Source organism: Bartonella sp. AS69XJJH (assembly GCF_042195585.1).
Taxonomy (GTDB): Bacteria; Pseudomonadota; Alphaproteobacteria; order Rhizobiales; family Rhizobiaceae; genus Bartonella.
This window is the reverse complement of record NZ_JBHIOO010000005.1, coordinates 19,477-35,045: the sequence shown is the minus strand read 5'-3', so window position 1 is coordinate 35,045 and position 15,569 is coordinate 19,477. Positions and strand designations below refer to the sequence as shown.

General features: G+C 40.2%; 14 protein-coding genes and 2 pseudogenes. 14 read left to right on the top strand and 2 right to left on the bottom strand.

The window, feature by feature from the left end; all coding sequences use genetic code 11:
* Positions 1-147: 147 nt before the first annotated feature.
* From ACFIK6_RS03725 to ACFIK6_RS03715, 3 genes and pseudogenes are all read left to right on the top strand, one after another.
* Positions 148-666, top strand: a complete 519-nt coding sequence (locus tag ACFIK6_RS03725; protein WP_375641831.1) for a DUF1465 family protein — start codon at positions 148-150, stop codon at positions 664-666.
* A gap of 29 nt (positions 667-695) precedes the next feature.
* Positions 696-851 (top strand): hypothetical protein, encoded by a 156-nt coding sequence (locus ACFIK6_RS03720; RefSeq protein WP_375641830.1) that lies wholly within the window; start codon positions 696-698, stop codon positions 849-851.
* A gap of 127 nt (positions 852-978) precedes the next feature.
* Positions 979-1,237 (top strand): annotated as a pseudogene (locus ACFIK6_RS03715) (DUF1465 domain-containing protein); the annotation flags it as partial.
* Between the two features lie 523 nt (positions 1,238-1,760).
* Here ACFIK6_RS03715 and ACFIK6_RS03710 read toward each other — a convergent pair.
* Positions 1,761-1,883, bottom strand: coding sequence for a hypothetical protein (locus tag ACFIK6_RS03710; protein WP_375641829.1), 123 nt, complete (start codon positions 1,881-1,883; stop codon positions 1,761-1,763).
* Between the two features lie 578 nt (positions 1,884-2,461).
* On the opposite strand from ACFIK6_RS03710, the gene ruvC reads away from it, so the two are divergent.
* The 8 genes from ruvC to tolB all read left to right on the top strand — a co-directional run bounded on the left by ruvC (position 2,462) and on the right by tolB (position 11,157).
* On the top strand, positions 2,462-2,977 hold the full coding sequence (gene ruvC, locus ACFIK6_RS03705) for a crossover junction endodeoxyribonuclease RuvC (RefSeq protein ID WP_375641828.1): 516 nt from the start codon (positions 2,462-2,464) through the stop codon (positions 2,975-2,977).
* Between the two features lie 13 nt (positions 2,978-2,990).
* Entirely contained in the window at positions 2,991-3,605 is a 615-nt protein-coding gene (ruvA, locus tag ACFIK6_RS03700; protein WP_375641827.1) for a Holliday junction branch migration protein RuvA, read from the top strand.
* A 13-nt stretch (positions 3,606-3,618) separates the two neighbouring features.
* Positions 3,619-4,713 carry a Holliday junction branch migration DNA helicase RuvB gene (gene ruvB, locus ACFIK6_RS03695; RefSeq protein WP_375641826.1) on the top strand — a complete coding sequence of 365 codons (1,095 nt, stop codon included), beginning with the start codon at positions 3,619-3,621 and terminating at the stop codon, positions 4,711-4,713.
* A gap of 218 nt (positions 4,714-4,931) precedes the next feature.
* Positions 4,932-5,372 (top strand): tol-pal system-associated acyl-CoA thioesterase, encoded by a 441-nt coding sequence (gene ybgC / locus ACFIK6_RS03690; protein WP_375656463.1) that lies wholly within the window; start codon positions 4,932-4,934, stop codon positions 5,370-5,372.
* 1,681 nt (positions 5,373-7,053) lie between these two features.
* Positions 7,054-7,767: a protein TolQ gene (gene tolQ, locus ACFIK6_RS03685; RefSeq protein WP_375606538.1), complete on the top strand. Its 714-nt coding sequence runs from the start codon at positions 7,054-7,056 to the stop codon at positions 7,765-7,767.
* Positions 7,768-7,782: 15 nt separating this feature from the next.
* Positions 7,783-8,235 (top strand): protein TolR, encoded by a 453-nt coding sequence (tolR, locus tag ACFIK6_RS03680; protein WP_375641823.1) that lies wholly within the window; start codon positions 7,783-7,785, stop codon positions 8,233-8,235.
* 94 nt (positions 8,236-8,329) lie between these two features.
* Positions 8,330-9,793 carry a cell envelope biogenesis protein TolA gene (locus ACFIK6_RS03675; protein WP_375677384.1) on the top strand — a complete coding sequence of 488 codons (1,464 nt, stop codon included), beginning with the start codon at positions 8,330-8,332 and terminating at the stop codon, positions 9,791-9,793.
* A gap of 38 nt (positions 9,794-9,831) precedes the next feature.
* Positions 9,832-11,157: a Tol-Pal system beta propeller repeat protein TolB gene (tolB, locus tag ACFIK6_RS03670; protein ID WP_273723811.1), complete on the top strand. Its 1,326-nt coding sequence runs from the start codon at positions 9,832-9,834 to the stop codon at positions 11,155-11,157.
* 1,071 nt (positions 11,158-12,228) lie between these two features.
* Here the strand turns inward: tolB and ACFIK6_RS03665 are convergent.
* On the bottom strand, positions 12,229-12,975 hold the full coding sequence (locus ACFIK6_RS03665) for a YebC/PmpR family DNA-binding transcriptional regulator (protein WP_375677383.1): 747 nt from the start codon (positions 12,973-12,975) through the stop codon (positions 12,229-12,231).
* Positions 12,976-13,344: 369 nt separating this feature from the next.
* Here ACFIK6_RS03665 and ACFIK6_RS03660 point away from each other — a divergent pair, with 369 nt between their 5' ends.
* From ACFIK6_RS03660 to ACFIK6_RS03650, 3 genes and pseudogenes are all read left to right on the top strand, one after another.
* A complete protein-coding gene (locus tag ACFIK6_RS03660) occupies positions 13,345-14,040 on the top strand; it encodes a DUF1013 domain-containing protein (protein WP_375611764.1) in 696 nt (231 codons plus the stop codon).
* 187 nt (positions 14,041-14,227) lie between these two features.
* Entirely contained in the window at positions 14,228-14,749 is a 522-nt protein-coding gene (pal, locus tag ACFIK6_RS03655) for a peptidoglycan-associated lipoprotein Pal (RefSeq protein WP_375656460.1), read from the top strand.
* 88 nt (positions 14,750-14,837) lie between these two features.
* Positions 14,838-15,569, top strand: a pseudogene (locus ACFIK6_RS03650) (tol-pal system protein); the annotation flags it as partial.

Here is a 15,569-nt window from a genome sequence, read left to right as displayed (position 1 = left end):
CCTTAGTATAAAAAGCGCGTTGCACAAAAAAATTAAAAGAGGTAGCAGTTTTAAAAAAAAAGCGTTCTATACAGCAACAAAAGAAACTTTTTAATACTCTGTTCGTTGAGGAGTATAATTTTGTGCTGATACTTGGAGTATAAAAGCGTGAGTGTACATAAACGTCCATATGATGACCCTATTATCATGATTGAGCATAATGCTTTTGAAAATGCTTTTAATCGTCTCTATGAAGAAACAATGGCGCTGATTGAAAAAACCGCAGCGTATATTGACTCAGAAGGGAAATTAGTAGCACGCTCTCTTTCGGCAGAGGTTTCTGCAATCTATGCAAAAGAGGCTATGTATTTAAGTACACGACTTATGCAAATCGCTTCTCAACTCCTTCTTCTTCGCGCAGAGCGTGAAGGGGAAATGTCATCAGAACAAATAAAAAAAGAAATTGTAAAAGTGTCTGTTCATACACCGACATTGGAACTTGAAACCCCTCATTGGCATGAATTGCCAGAAATTTTCCGCCAATTTGTTTCTCATTCATTGCGTTTGGAAGCGCGCATACAGTATATGCGTGCTGGGTGGGAAACTGCAGCCTCCTGTGCCTTAGAAGATGATAATCCAGTAGGAAAACAAATCGAATTGCTCAAAACAGCCTTTGGGCGTTCTTAGAGGTATTTCCTTGCTCTGCGCGAAGGAAAATGTCATCAGAACAAATAAAAAAAGAAATTGTAAAAGTGTCCGTTCATACACCAATATTGGAACTTGAAACCCCTCATTGGCATGAATTGCCAGAAATTTTCCGCCAATTTGTTTCTCATTCATTGCGTTTAGAAGCGCACATTTTTTTCATTTAGAGATGCTGCTGTAGTTTAAGCGCGCTGGTCAATAAGGGGCGGTTGTAGTTTAAGAGATGATAATTTAGTGTGAAAACAAATCGAATGACTGAAAACAGCTTTTGGGCGTTCTTAGAGGTATTTCCTTGCTTTGCGTGAAGGGGAAATGTCATCAGAACAAATAAAAAAAGAAATTGTAAAAGTGTCTGTTCATACACCGACATTGGAACTTGAAACCCCTCATTGGTATGAATTGCCAGAAATTTTCCGCCAATTTGTTTCACATTCATTGCGTTTAGAAGCGTGCATTTTTTCGTAGATATGCGGCTGTAGTTTAAGCGCTCTGGTCAATAAGGGGCGGTTTTAGTTTAAGAGATGATAATTTCGTGGGAAAACAAATCGAATGACTGAAAACAGCTTTTGGGTGTTCTGAGAAAAATAGCTCCTTGCTTCTTTCGGGCGATATTTAGAGCAGTATACCCATTTTTTACAACCGAAATTTCACAACTAAAACTAATCTAGAGTGCTTTTTTCTGCCTAATTTCTATTTGAGCGTAGGAAATATCTTGAGCTTATAGCTGAAGGGTATAGGTATTGATTGCGAATTATGGCATGAGATGTGGGTATGGTTGGTCTTGTGAAATCGGCTTTGGTTGATTGCAGCTGGAACACTTTCTGTTGATATATTCTGTGATTTTGTTTTGGCTATGATAATAATCAGACGCTAGATAGAGCAGGGGCTTGTACATCAATTTATTTATGCTCTGTAATTTATGCCTATAAAGTTGCTGTGCGTAAAATAAAACATCCAAAATAAAGTACCATATAATGAATGCCCCATGGGTTCTCTGTGCACCCATGCAATGTCCCTCTCTATGCAATGACATTGTGGTGTGATGGGCATATTCAAAAACACCTCTCAGTTCTTGTTTACATCCATTGAGCCCTCTCATCTTTACGCTTGCAACGGAGCAAGCCGGCACGATCATCATCTTTGCCAGTCCCCAATGTTGCGACAAGCCCTTGGCATTTGAGACGGTTCATGAGAGGCATTTTTATTCCTTTCTTATACAGTTTTACTCCACACGGAAATTCCACGTTTCATATGTAAGCGAATGGTTTTGATTGCTTCAATATAAAGAGGTTTGTAATGAGAAAATCTTACGATATTCGGGATTCTTATTCAACATACAAAATAATGAATTATCTCTATAAATCAATGTGTTGAATTATTGTGGTAACAACATGTTATAACGTAAAAAGTTTCCGTAAAGTGTATACTATCTATTGCATAGTCTCTTTACACTTAATGAATGTACAATCCAGCACTGATCTATTTGCTCGCTTGCGATGTTTAACTGTTATGGCATTGGAAATGATACAGAAAGGGAATTTTTATGCTTTATAGGGTGTTTGCTTGTGATGTGTGAATGGTTTTGATTGATTTCAGTGATGCTTCATAAAGTATGTTCTATAAAGATGCTGTTCGTTGCGTGTTATAGTTATAATTGTATAAATTGGGGGCATGATCATCTTTTGACTGGTTTTGTCTTGTACTGCTGTTTTCTTTGTGGTCTTGTCTTTATTCACATCTTTATTCACAGGGGGGAAAAGTGTATAGACTGTAGTTTATGGCAGAGGCGATTCGTATTATAGGCATTGATCCGGGATTACGGCGTACAGGGTGGGGCGTTATCGATGTTGCGGGTAATCGTCTTCAGTTTATTGCAGCGGGGACGGTTCCTTCTGATGTAAAGTGTGAGCTGGCTTCCAGACTATGTCAGATCCACAAAGGTCTTTCAGAGGTTGTGCATCAATTTATGCCCCATGAGGCCGCTGTAGAACATGTGTTTGTCAACAAAGATGCTACAGCAACTTTAAAACTTGGGCAAGCACGTGCAATTGCATTGCTGGTTCCTGCGCAAGCCAATCTTCCTGTTTTTGAATATGCGCCCAACAAAGTGAAAAAATCGGTTATTGGTGTTGGGCATGGGGCTAAGGAACAAATCCATATGATGGTCAAAGTTCTCCTCCCACGGGCTGAATTTGATAGCAGTGATGCGGCTGATGCTCTTGCTCTTGCTCTTTGTCATAGTATGCATCGTAAGAGTATTGACCGATCTTATCAGGCAAGGATGGCGGTATGATTGGGGTGGAAGCATGATTGGCAAATTAAAGGGCACTCTTGAACATATCTTTGATGATCATATCCTTCTTGATGTTCACGGTGTGGGTTATGTTGTTTTTGTTTCAAATCGGCTCCGTCCTTCTTTACCCTCTGTTGGGGAGGCGTTAAGCCTTTTTATTGAAACGCATGTTCGGGAAGACGCAATCCGCCTTTTTGGTTTTGCTACAAGAGCTGAACAGGAGTGGTTTTGTCTTCTACAAAATGTTCCTGGAGTAGGGGCAAAGGTTGCTTTGGCAATCTTGGGTACTTTATCGCCAGATGAGCTTGCACAGGCTATTGCCTTAAACGATGTTGCGATGATTAGTCGAGCGCCGGGCGTTGGTAAAAAAGTCAGTGAAAGAATTGTGGGTGAGTTGAAAAGTAAAACACTCCCCTTTGAACAAGCGATCAAGACTGTTTCGGTTCCTCAGCGTGAGATGACCAATCAACCTGCGCATGATGCGCTTTCCGCGTTGATGAAGCTAGGGTTTGAACGCGAGCATGCATCCCGTGCTCTTGCTCTTGCGATGAACGCTCTTGAGGGGGAAACTGTTTCTTCTGCCCTGCTGATCCGCCATAGTCTCAAATTGCTTTCTTCTCCTACTTAAAATCAAGGTAACAATGCATAAAGATGAAGATAAACGCCTTCTGGGTTCCGCCCCCCTTCCTAACGATCCAGATCGTTCCTTAAGACCACAAGTTCTCGATGATTTTATTGGTCAAGAAGCGGCGCGGGCTAATTTAAAAATATTTATTGAAGCAGCAAAAACGCGACAAGAAGCGCTGGATCATGTTTTGTTTGTAGGACCTCCGGGACTGGGAAAAACAACGCTTTCACAGATTATGGCAAAAGAATTAGGCGTTAATTTTCGCTCTACTTCAGGACCGGTCATCGCTAAAGCAGGAGATTTAGCCGCTCTCTTGACCAATCTCGAAGAACGTGATGTCTTGTTTATTGATGAAATTCATCGCTTAAATCCGGCGATTGAGGAAATTCTTTATCCAGCCATGGAAGATTATCAACTTGATTTGATCATTGGAGAGGGGCCGGCGGCACGCTCAGTGAAAATTGATCTGGCTAAATTTACTTTGGTAGCGGCAACCACACGTTTGGGGCTTTTGACCACACCGCTGAGAGACCGTTTTGGCATCCCAATTCGTCTCAATTTTTATACTATAGAAGAATTGGAATATATTGTGCAGCGTAATGCGCGGCTTTTTGCCGTCAAGATCAGTGATGATGGTGCTCATGAAATTGCACGCCGAGCACGGGGGACTCCTCGTATTGCTGGGCGGCTTTTGCGGCGTGTTTGTGATTTTGCTTTGGTTAAACAGGCAAAACAAATTGACCAAAAAATCGCTGATGAGGCGCTTTCGCGCCTTGAGGTCGATCATCTTGGTCTTGATCCGCTTGACCGTCGCTACTTGCTCCTGATTGCGGAAACTTTTTTAGGGGGACCGGTGGGGATTGAAACGATTGCTGCTGCTTTATCAGAACCACGCGATGCCATTGAAGATATTGTTGAGCCGTATTTGCTCCAACAAGGTTTTATTCAAAGAACCGCTCGTGGACGCATTCTCACTGAAAAGGCTTGGAGCCATTTAGGGCTTTCTGCTCCTGCCTCTACAACGTCTATACAAAGGCGTTCTCAACTTTCTGATGCTCAAGACAATTCATCACTTCAGGCGTCTTTATGGGAGGGGGAAGATGATTAAGACACTCTCTTTATTAAAAGAAATTATGTGAATATTTTATAGCAAGGTCATAAAATACAAGAGACGCACTTCTTTTTGCATATTCTGACCAAAAGGGTCTTGCACTATTAAGGGGGGCTTTTTCTTTTCACAACTTCAACACAAAAATGTGTTCAATCTTTTGATCTATAAACAACTTGCTATATTAATATTAAATGATTTTATGGGATATGAAGTCGATGACAGAAATAACACCTTTTAAGAGCAATCATACAAATGCTTTTCATAATTTTCAGGTCCGCGTTTATGTTGCGGATACAGATTTTTCCGGTGTGGTTTATCATGCGCGTTATCTTGAGTTTTTTGAACGAGGACGTTCAGAGTTTTTACGGGATACCGGTTTTAATAATAAGATGTTAGCAGCTGGGGGTGAGGGGGAAAAACTGTTTTTTGTTGTTCGTCATATGGAAATTAACTTTTTAAGACCAGCTAAAATTGATAATCTTTTAGTCGTTAAAACACGTGTTACTCATATCCAAGGGGCACGCTTTTTTATGGAGCAATCTATTTTGCATGAGGCGACCACGTTGGTAACAGCTAAAGTTGAAATTGCTCTGATTAATGAAGAGGCAAAACCACGACGTTTACCCAAAGAACTTTTTGAAAAAATACTAGGTTAAAAGTGTTATTCATTGAACGAGCAGCTTTAGGAGATATGAAGTAATCTATAATCTAAGACATATATTTATTATAGCTTAAATATTTTCCAACAAGGTCATACGATACATCAAAAGAAAGCTCCTCTGCTACAATAAATTGAAGATGATATTTCACAAAATTAAACACGTCTCATCCATGTTATGATTCAAAATCAATGTCTTATTATCCATTTTCTGCTATAAACTGAAGATACTTTTCTTTTGAAGAAAGGTTCGTTGGCATAAGAAAACAGCAGAAAAGTACAAAACAAAAAAAGAAATAAAAATGCACATATCCAGCAAAATATTGCAATAAAGTGATAATAAGCTATTAGGTCGAAAATTCTCTCAAAACACTTAAAGGGTGTTTTAAGCGATTTGATTTTTTTACTGGGTTGTCATTTGGCATCACAAGAGCGCGTGTTCCATCCATTTTCATCTATCATGCATGACTGTATCTGCACTTCTAAAAGCAGTGAATGAGTGAGAAATCAATGTATACAAAGCAGAAATGCATTTTTGATTTAAAGTTTTAACAGCATATTATTATATAATAGATTGACTTAGAAAGATAAATTATCACTTCTTATGGGCACAAATTCCAATAGAGTAATGAGAGTAAAATACTTTCATTACAAATCTGTTCATGTTGAAGCAATTAAAATCATGTGCTTACACATCATCATAAGATGAGCAATGTAAATTATTGAAAAAATTGTAAAAATATTCCTTATGGGTTATTCTCAGTGCAATAACGATCAAATATCGCAAGTGAGCAAAGAGAACGAAAAAGCCGGTTTTCATGAAGTAAAGATGTGAAAAGGCTTTTTCACGTCACAGAAGCTTTTACGTTATACCATGGTGCCAGAGAGATGAAGGGCATCGAAAGGGGTTAATTCACAACAAAATGAGATTATATGAGACTTACCCTAGATTATAGGGGACTTACATTAGGGGTGCATGGGTGAGACGCATTGTTGTGAGGCATTTTATGGTGGTTTATTGTTGTTTTTTGTGCCCGATGGTGTCCTCGTATTAAATTTGATGGAAAATGAGAGAAACAATAGCTTGAGATAAAGCGCAATCTTTCATGATTATAACATATTTATTTATAATGATAATTCATTGCGTTGTCATTTTCAGATAATTCTGAAACTTGTAAGATGTTTTCTTTTCAAGCTCTATTGCTGCCAATTAATCAAAAACATTTTCTTACATGTCACAAGCGGGCTTGGTGAGTGGGGACAAAAACACTTAAGATAAGGAATAAAAATGCCTCTTATGAATGTTTTCAAGTGCTAAGACTTATCGCTGCATTTTAAGCTTAAAACGTGTATTGAGGGTTTAGCTTTCTTTTCATGAGTGTAAAGATGGTGGTGCATAATAGATTTGATATCATGCATTTTTATATCGTTTATTTTTATAGCATTTATGGGGAAGGCTTTATGGTTATATTATTTCATAAATGCCGTTTTGAAATGAGAGAGGGCGTGAGTTGAGGGATGTCTCTCGTCATCACTTTTTAAGAAAATTAAGAAATAAGTCTTGTTTTAGCGCATGGATTTATGTGAAACTGAGGTTTTTTACTTAAATTTAGAAACTATAAAATAATCTGTTTTATAGAATTTTAAAAATACACCTTTTATTTAGAGGGACAAAAATTATGCCGCATGGTGAACTAACGAATCCGGAAACAATTGGAATGTTACATTTATTTATGCAAGCGAGTTGGATCGTGAAAGGTGTTATGATCGGGTTGCTTCTCGCTTCCATATGGAGTTGGGCAATTATTTTTGATAAAATTTTTACGTATCGGAGAATACGGCGTGAAATAAAGCAGTTTGAACGTACATTTTGGTCAGGCAAAGCGCTAGAAGATCTTTATGCATCATGTAAAAGTCAACGCACCAATAGTATATCCGCCGTTTTTATGGCAGCAATGGTTGAATGGAAAAAATCTCTTGAAAAAGGGACCCATACATCGAAAAGTTTGCAGAGCAGAATTGATAAGGCTATGGATTTGACGTTGGGACGTGAAAGTGAAAAAATAGAATCGAAATTAAGTTTTCTTGCAACACTGGGATCCGCGGGCCCCTTTATTGGACTTTTTGGAACAGTTATTGGTATTATGGAGTCTTTTCTTTCTATTTCAGCTTCTCAAAATACATCACTTGCCATTGTTGCGCCAGGGATTGCAGAAGCGCTTTTGGCAACCGCTATTGGTTTGTTTGCAGCAATTCCAGCCGTTATTGCTTATAACAAGTTGACTCATGAAAGTGCGCGCATCATTGCACAAATAGAAAATTTTGCCGATGAATTCTCAACAATTGTATCGCGGCGTATTGATGAAACACGCACAGCACCTTCCTCTTTATAAAAAGGAGCTTATCCCATGGGAATTTCTGTTGCTTCTTCTTCTCGAAAAAATACACGTAGGCGCCATCATTCACGAAGCCAATTGATGAGTGAGATCAATGTCACTCCTTTTGTGGATGTTATGCTGGTCTTGTTGATTATTTTTATGGTCTCTGCCCCCCTTTTAGTGAACGGTGTTCCTCTAGATTTGCCTCGTAGTCAAGCGGGGCCCGTACGAGCTCAAAAAACGCCCCTTACGGTTTCACTTGACGCGCAAGGGCGCTTTGCCGTTAATCAAGATTATTATGAAACATCACAAGCACTGATTGCACACCTTAAAACTCTTCTGGAAGAAGATGCTACACAAAAAGATCAACGGGTTTTTGTACGGGTTGCTAAAACTGTTGAATATCAGCAAGTATTAAAACTGCTGGCGGATATTCAAAAAGCGGGGTTTTCTCAAGTTGCGTTAGCAAGTCTAGCACAATAAATAATAAGTAATAAATCCGCATAAATGATTGTTTTTAAAAGAGTGTAGAGTGATTTAAAATGAAAAAATGTAAGGCATAAATAAGGCATAAAGAATGAACAAAGACTCCTATCATAGCATGAAACGAGGCTTGGCTTTATCCCTTATGGTCCATGTCATTTTTCTCAGTTGGGGAGCCATTCAGTTTACAAGCTCTGTCTCTTTACCACAACCATTGGAAGCAATTCCCATTACTCTTGCTCCTTTAGTGGATGAGTTGTCCTCTCAACAAGGAGCCGTAAAGGCTCCTATTCGTGCAATCCCTGCCGTAAAACCAACTATGCAACCACAAGAAAAAGAAGATGCACGCCATATTGGAGAGGGACAAGTAGATAGTCTAGCACCGTTTCAACCAAAGGAAAAACTGCGCCCTGTTGAAACAGCATCGCTACCACCAAGCAAGAACACTTCAGAAACATTGACACCCGAACTTACAAAACCAGAATTATTAGAAGCAAAAACAGAGGATGCGCCCAAAATTGCGCCGGAGATGCCTTTGGAAGCGCCGGAGGAGGTGCCCAAGCTTGCGCCGGAGATGCCTTTGAAAGCGCCGGAGGAGGTGCCCAAGGTTGCACCTGAGATGCCTTTGAAAGCGCCGGAGGAGGTACCCAAGGTTGCACCTGAGATGCCTTTGGAAGCGCCGGAGGAAGCGCCCAAGGTTGCACCTGAGATGCCTTTGAAAGCGCCGGAGGAGGTGCCCAAGCCTGCACCGGAGATGCCTTTGGAAGCACCGGAGGAAGAGCCCAAGCCTGCACCAGAGATGCCTTTGGAAGCACCGGAGGAAGTGCCCAAGGTTGCACCTGAGATGCCTTTGAAAGCACCGGAGGATGCCTCTAAGGATGCGCTCAAGCCTGCGCACAAAAATGAAAAGATGATATCGCCAAAAGAATTGGCTCCAACGGTACAGAAGGCACCAGCAGAGCAGATTGTTCATCAAGCGCCAAAAATTACACTTCCAGAAAAATTTTTTCTTCCACAGTTTAAACCAAAATTTGATGAAGATGTTCTAGGGAAGAATGCGGCTACATTGAATCAAAAGACGCCAAAGCTTAACAAAAAAAACCAAGAGAAACAGACCATTGAAGATATTTTAGCACTGGAGGAAAATAATTTGCTCAATCGTGCGCGGTCACAAGGAGGGGGAGCAAAACGTTCTCATACACCAGAAGCTTTGGGGGCAAGAAAAAATATTAATAATACCACAAAAATGGCACAAACATTGGTCAACATTGCGGGGGGATGTATTCAACAGAAGCTTAAACTTGTGGCACTTGGTGGCGATTTAAAAAATCGTCCGGTTGTGCGGTTGCGATTTTACTTAGACCGTGAAGGGATGGTTGTGGGTGATCCTATCATTGATCCGGTAAGCGGTCTTGAGAGTCAACAGGCTATTATGATGAGGCAGGTGTACGCCGCTGTCTTTTCATGCCAACCTTATGCAGATCTCCCACGTGATCAATATGATCTATGGGGGCAAGGTTTTGACTTTAATGTTGATCCCCTCCAAGAAATAAGATGATAAATGAGAAAAAAGTGCTTAACGAAAGGACACATTCCATGACGACTATAACGAGACATAAAGTTTTTGCTTGGTTTATTGTCACTTGTGGATTGTGGCTTTCAAGTATTTCATCGGGTTATGCGCAATTGAAAGGAACTATTTCAAGCGCTGATTTTAATCCCATTCCCATTGCAATTACAGACTTTATTTCCAACGATTCGATTGGGTTGAAAATATCTGCTGTGGTGACAGCTGATCTTGAACGGTCGGGGCTTTTTTTACCGCTTGATAAAACAAACTTTTTTGAAAACATTTCTAATCCTAATAAACAACCGCATTTTGCGTCTTGGCAGAAAATAAAAGCGCAAGGTTTAGTTACGGGGCAAGTCATGAGAGAAATCGATGGACGTTTGAGGGTCGATTTTCGTTTATGGGATGTTTTTGGACAAAGACAATTGAAAGGACGGCGTTTTTATACCGCGACAGAACGTTGGCGGCGTGTGGCACATATGATCGCAGATGAGATCTATAGCGAGATGACAGGAGAAAGTGGTTATTTTGATACACGAATTGTTTTTATCGATGAAACAGGCCCCCAAAATGCACGCATTAAGCGCTTAGCAATGATGGATCAAGATGGCGCAAATTTGATTTATATGTCTGATGGAAGTGAATTGGTGCTTACACCGCGGTTTTCCCCAAAAAGACAAGAAATGACCTATATGGCTTATGAGGACAATCAAGTCCCTCATGTTTATCTTCAACAAATTGAAATGGGACAAAGAGAGTTGATCGGAACGTTTAATAACATGACAATTGCTCCGCGTTTTTCTTCTGATGGACAAAAGGTCATTATGAGTTTGTTACAAAATGATGGCAGTGCAAATCTTTACACCATGGATTTACGAACCCGTACGATGACGCGACTTACAACAACTTCTGCTATCGATACTTCTGCTTCTTATTCACCGGATGGAAAACAAATTGTCTTTTCCTCAGATCGTAGTGGAAAGCCGCAAATCTATAAAATGAATGCGGATGGAAGTGATATTCAGCGTATTTCTTCAAATGAAGGGAGTTATTCGACACCTATTTGGTCACCACGGGGTGATTATATTGCCTTTACAAAACAATTAAGTGGACAATTTTCTATCGGTGTTATGCGCCCTGATGGACAAGGAGAACGAATTTTAACCACAGGTTTTCACAATGAAGGACCAACTTGGGCACCCAATGGTCGTGTGCTGATGTTTTTTCGCAAAAATCCCGGTATGGGACCCAAAATTTATACGATTGACATTACAGGACGCAATGAACGACAACTCCCTACACCCAATGATGCTTCGGATCCAGCATGGTCGCCTTTGCTCAATATACAGTAAAACAAAATGCTTAAAAACAGAACATAGAAGGAATATAGCCTATACAGTCTCAAGTTTACACAATCTCAATTGTCTTTCATTCTTTAAAAGAAGGAACTGATTATAGTGAGCATGGAGAGTTATGTAGATTTCATCCATTATCTACGGTTGTTTATCGATAATGGAATTTCCTTGGGGGAAAATGCTTAAAAAAATTCAAAAATAATTCCTTGAAAAAATAGAGTCAAAAATTCTGAGGTCTCTAGATTTCAATTTTTTATTCAAAGTATTGCTATATATATTTAAACTTCCTTTTCGATTTGGTTTGCGAAGAGTTTGGACTCCAAGGGTGTTTTTTCTGTTGCTCTGTGATGTGTCTTATTCAAGTGCGCTGTTGTTTTAGGTCTGAATATTGGTTGATCGGTAATAGAAAAAGGACAGATTTTTAAGATAAATGACGTTATTTTATGAAACATACGATGCCATAAAGTTAATGCCATAAAGTCAAAAATTTATCCGCAACGGATTAGAGAGATGTACCAGCTTTTTATACAATACTTTGCTAAACAATCCGCTCTGGCTTTCCATTTGCTTATTTTATTCTGTGATATTGTAAAATACTGTCATTTGAGATGTGGGGATATAAGGCATATAAAACTCCTTGAGATATTTTAAGTGTTTTTTAAGTGCGTGGCGAATATTTAGAGGAGTGCAGGTGTATAGAGCCTTAAGTTTCAAGTGAATTTCAAGGGTGATTCGTCATAGAAGCACGTTAAGAAAATCCGAATTATTTACAGATCGGATCATCTTCATTCCTTGAAGGTGGCGAGGTTAATCTTAAAGAACAAAAAGATCGAATAGAGGGCTATAGGGATAATCTTTGGGGCATGTAAGAAAGGCGTGAGGCTACAGAGTTTTGTATGCTTTCTTTTTTTGGTTATGTTTTCTGGAATGAATGGCAGTTTTCTTGTTGCACCAATGGTTATCCCCGCTATTGACGCGGGGCTTTTATATATGCGGATAAAGAGGAGAGGTAACAGATGCTTTTGAAGCCCTCATGAATGAAGAGAGGGCTTATGCAAATGATAGGAATTATACAGACAGTTTTGCCAAAATCTCATCGCTGACATCAAAATTGGCATAAACATTTTGTACATCATCATCATCTTCTAATGTTGAAATCAGTCGCAAAACGGACAAAGCTTTTTCTTCATCTATTGGTGCAAGGGTGGTGGCTTTCCAAATCGTTTTAATCGATTCTGCTTCACCAAGTTTTGCTTCAAGTGTTTTGGAAACTTCACCAATATCTTCAAATGCGCAGGTAATATGATGTCCGGTTTCTTCTGATTGTACATCTTCGGCACCGGCTTCAATTGCTGCATCCATGATGTTATCGGCTGTTCCTGCTTCTGGTTTATAGATTATTTCACCAATCCGATTAAACATGAAACTGACCGATCCTGTTTCCCCTAAGGCTCCTCCTGATTTTGTGAAGGCAGCGCGCACATTTGAAGCGGTGCGGTTGCGGTTATCAGTTAAAGCTTCAACAATGACGGCAACGCCGCCTGGTCCATAGCCTTCATAGCGTACTTCATCATAATTTTCGACATCAGTGCCTGAAGCTTTTTTAATCGCGCGTTCAATATTATCTTTCGGCATCGATTGTGCTTTGGCATTTTGAACAGCCAGCCTTAAACGTGGATTCATGGCTGGATCAGGAGCACCTTGTTTTGCTGCTACGGTAATTTCGCGCGCAAGCTTAGAAAATATTTTCGAGCGCATTGCATCTTGACGCCCTTTACGGTGCATAATATTTTTAAATTGTGAATGGCCTGCCATAGTTTTCCTTCCTATTTAAGGGCTTTCTTTCCAGTTGGATACTCTTTAGAATTTAAGGCGATAAAGCATGCATCCCACCAGAATAAATGTGCCACAGCATGAGGTGAAATAATCGAATAAACCCTTTATAAGAAAATTCATCTTAAAGGTAAAGAGACCTTAGTTGAGGATCATTACAAGAGAGATCTCTTGTCGTTGAGCAAAAATAACGCTATAACAGAATGTAATCTCATAGCAAAATGGTTTATTCCGTACCTCGCTTTGTTTTAGGAGTGGTTGGAGAGACCTAGTAACATATAAAAAGTTTCAGTGCTCTTGAGTGGGCGGTAACCGGCCTCATAGAAGAGGCGCAGAAGAGGATTTATAAAAATGGCAACGCAACTTTTGATGCCCAAAGCAACAGCTGTTTGGTTGGTTGATAATACAGCTCTTTCTTTTGATCAGATTGCAGAATTTTGTAAATTGCATGTCTTGGAAGTAAAAGCTATCGCCGATGGTGATGCGGCTTATGGTATTAAAGGTTTAGATCCAATTAGTTCTGGGCAATTGACACGCAGTGAAATTGCACGGGTGGAGGCTGATCAAAACGCACGCTTAAAAATTTCTCAATCTAGGGTGCATATTCCTGAAAAAAAACGTAAAGGGGCGCGCTATATCCCTCTTTCTCGACGTCAAGATCGTCCTAATGGTATCCTATGGTTGGTCACAAATCATCCCGAATTGAAAGATGCACAAATTGCACGGTTGATTGGGACAACAAAAGCGACAATTGAACAAATCCGCCTTAGAACCCATTGGAATAGTGCAAATTTGGTTCCTCTTGATCCTGTAGGACTTGGTTTGTGTTCGCAAATCGATTTAGATTTTGAGCTCCAGCGTGCGGCGAAAAATCGTCCTGTTGCTGCAGAAGAAGATAGGTCGTTGCTTCCCGCTTCTGTGACGGAAAACGCTGCTCTAGAGGAAAATGAGAGTGAAGAAAATCTGCATAAGACTTTTGATGCTGATAAAGTTTTTGCAAAGCTGAACGCACTGCAAAAAAATCGTCAAGATCAAGATGATGCATAAGGGAAACATTTCTTATGGCAATGTGAGAGGAACGGCTGAAAAGAAGAAAAATTGGCAGAGACTCAAAAATAAAAATGATGACCAAAAAAAACAGAAAAAATTTCGTCTTCATTAGGAATTAACGGTTATTCTTAAAAATATTTTTAAGAATTTATCCTTCTTTACGACACTCAAGGAGAAACGGACTATGCGCTCTACCAAAAAAAACTTCTCTCATTCCTTAGCTATCCTCTTTTTTTTCTCACTATGCTTGGGTGGTTGTGGTAAAAAAAATGTCGGTGCACTTAACGGTATGAACGGCGCTTATATGAATGATGCTGGTTTGAACCAGGTGTCACCAGGTTCAGGACAAGAATTTACGGTTAATGTGGGTGATCGCGTATTTTTTAGTCTCGATTCTTCTTCACTTGATGCTGATGCCGAACGTATTTTAACGCGCCAAGCAGAATGGTTGCTTCATTATCCTTATTATTCTATTATGATCGAAGGTCATGCTGATGAGAGGGGAACACGTGAATATAACTTGGCACTTGGACAGCGCCGTGCTGTTGCTGTGCGAAACTATTTGGTGTCTCTAGGCGTGTCTGAACAACGGATTCAAACAATTTCTTACGGAAAAGAAAGACCTGTAGCAGTATGTGATGATATTTCCTGTTGGAATCAAAATCGACGTGCTGTGACAACGTTGAGTGACATGAAGAGTCATTAAAAAGGAGATTGTTTGTTTCAACTATTCAATAAGCTCTTAAGGGGAAAAAAGAATGTATCGTAAAATCAATTGGAAAACACTCTTTTATATGGGGGTTTTCATAGCTTGTTCTACTTCATTTGTTCAAAGTGCGGCACGAAAGGCTTCCGAATATCCTGCACATGATACGGATAAAGTTGATGCAGTTGATAAGGCAACTGATGATGTAAAGAAAGCACCTGAAGCAGCTGATAAAGCAGCATCTGGAGCGGAGGAAAAAGCCACTGATGCTGTTGATAAGGCTGTCGATGCTGTGAAGAACGCACCTGAAGCAGCTGATAAAGCAGCATCTAGTGTGGTGGAAAAAGCCACTGACGCTGTTAATAAGGCTGTCGATGCTGTGAAGAACGCACCTGAAGCAGCTGATAAAGCAGCGTCTAGCGTGGTGGAAAAAGCCACTGACGCTGTTAATAAGGCTGTCGATGCTGTGAAGAACGCACCTGAAGCAGCTGATAAAGCAGCGTCTAGCGTGGTGGAAAAAGCCACTGATGCTGTTGATAAGGCTGTCGATGCTGTGAAGAACGCACCTGAAGCAGCTGATAAAGCAGCCTCTAGCATGGTGGAAAAAGCCACTGACGCCGTTGATAAGGCTATCGATGCTGTGAAGAAAGCGCCTGAAGCAGCTGATAAAGCAGCATCTAGCGTGGTGGAAAAAGCCACTGACGCTGTTGATAAGGCTGTCGATGCTGTGAAGAACGCACCTGAAGCAGCTGATAAAGCAGCGTCTAGCGTGGTGGAAAAAGCCACTGACGCTGTTGATAAGGCTGTCGATGCAGTGAAG